General features: G+C 74.8%; 4 protein-coding genes. 3 read left to right on the plus strand and 1 reads right to left on the minus strand.

What is annotated here, in order from left to right; all coding sequences use genetic code 11:
• The coding region (locus JNW87_RS38765; RefSeq protein WP_238455481.1) for a hypothetical protein at window positions 1–311 on the minus strand (311 nt) is incomplete at its 3' end.
• Window positions 312–328: 17 nt separating this feature from the next.
• Here JNW87_RS38765 and JNW87_RS38770 point away from each other — a divergent pair.
• The 3 genes from JNW87_RS38770 (at window position 329) to JNW87_RS41945 (ending at window position 1,252) form a co-directional block, all read left to right on the plus strand.
• Window positions 329–793 carry a roadblock/LC7 domain-containing protein gene (locus tag JNW87_RS38770; RefSeq protein WP_109804266.1) on the plus strand — a complete coding sequence of 155 codons (465 nt, stop codon included), beginning with the start codon at window positions 329–331 and terminating at the stop codon, window positions 791–793.
• Window positions 794–935: 142 nt separating this feature from the next.
• Entirely contained in the window at window positions 936–1,130 is a 195-nt protein-coding gene (locus tag JNW87_RS41940; protein WP_375373615.1) for a hypothetical protein, read from the plus strand.
• The gene (locus JNW87_RS41945; RefSeq protein WP_375373616.1) at window positions 1,127–1,252 is read left to right on the plus strand and encodes a hypothetical protein; all 126 of its coding nucleotides are present in this window, start codon (window positions 1,127–1,129) and stop codon (window positions 1,250–1,252) included. Before JNW87_RS41940 ends, JNW87_RS41945 begins: the two co-directional genes overlap by 4 nt.
• The last annotated feature ends 77 nt before the right edge of the window (window positions 1,253–1,329 follow it).

Genomic DNA, 1,329 nt, shown 5'->3' on the forward strand with positions numbered 1-1,329 from the left:
CCGCGGGCCGCCCCGGTGGTCCGGCCGGTCGACGCCACCCGCGCCGACCCGTCCGCCGTCCGCGCCCTCGTCGAGGACTTCCAGGCCGGGGTACGCCGGGCCGAACGCGCCGCCGCGCCGGTCGAGCCCACCCCCGGCGGCCCCGGCTGTGCCGGCGGGTGCCCGGGGCGAACCTGGCCGTCACCCCGCCGCAGGCGCCGCTCACCAGGCAGCCCACCGGAGACCCGGCCGAGGTCCGCAACCTCATCACCGAGTTCGAGGCGGGCGTCGCCCGCGCGCTGCGCGAAGTCGGTCCAGACCACCATCGCCACGAAGAGGGATCATCACCGTGACCAGTCCCTTCCTGCACGACAACGTCGACCACCCGCCCGCCGGGGAGCTCAGCCCGGAGGCCCGCACCTTCAACTGGCTCCTCGACTCGTTCACCTCCAGCACGGCCGGCGTGATGGAGGCGATCGCGGTCTCCTCGGACGGGCTGCTGATGGCGATGTCCGCCATCAAGGACCGGTCCAACGCCGAGCGGCTCGCCGCCGTGGTCTCCGGGATGACCAGCCTGGCCGGCGGCGCGGCCAGCTGGTACGCGCTCGGCGGTTTGAACCGGGTGATCGTCGACATGGCCGAGGGCTACCTGCTGATCAGCGCGATCAGCAGCGGTTCCGTGCTGGGCGTGGTCGCCGACCGGTCGGCCAACCTCGGCACGGTGGCGTACGAGATGACCCTCTTCGCCGGCCGGGCCGGCGGCGCCCTGAGCCCACGGCTCATCGCCGAGCTGAAGAACGCCGTTCAGCAATGATCCCGGAGGTGGCCGGCGAGGAACGGGATCCGGAACCCGGCGGTCGCCGTCCCCGGCCGCCGAGCCGGCGTCCGCCACCACGCCGTACCCCGTCGACGAGGTCGGAGAGGACGCCGGAGAGCCGGCGGGCCTGCGTCCGTTCGTGCTGACCTCCGGACGGGTGGCCGGCGCCGACCCGGCGATCGGGCTGGAGACCCAGGTGACCGCCCGGCCGGAGAGCGGACTCTGGGCGGAGTCCTGCCGGCTCGCCCCGGAGCTGCGGGCCATCGTGGCGCTCTGCGCGACCCGATCTCGGTCGCCGAGATCTCCGCCCGGACGCGGATGCACTTCGGCGTGACCCGGGTACTGGTCGGTGACCTCCGGGCCGCCGGCCACCTCGACGTGCAGGGGAGCGGCGCCGAGGCCGCCGACCCCGACATCATCCTGCGACTGATTGACGGGCTCCGTGCGATCTCCTGAATGGCCCGCCGCCGCCACCGGCGGCCTCGCCGCCAACAGCGCCGCCGTCCGGTACGGGATGCCGGCGGGACCCGCCC

Origin of the sequence: Micromonospora sp. ATA51 (genome assembly GCF_016802855.1) — a bacterium.
Lineage (GTDB): Bacteria > Actinomycetota > Actinomycetes > Mycobacteriales > Micromonosporaceae > Micromonospora > Micromonospora sicca.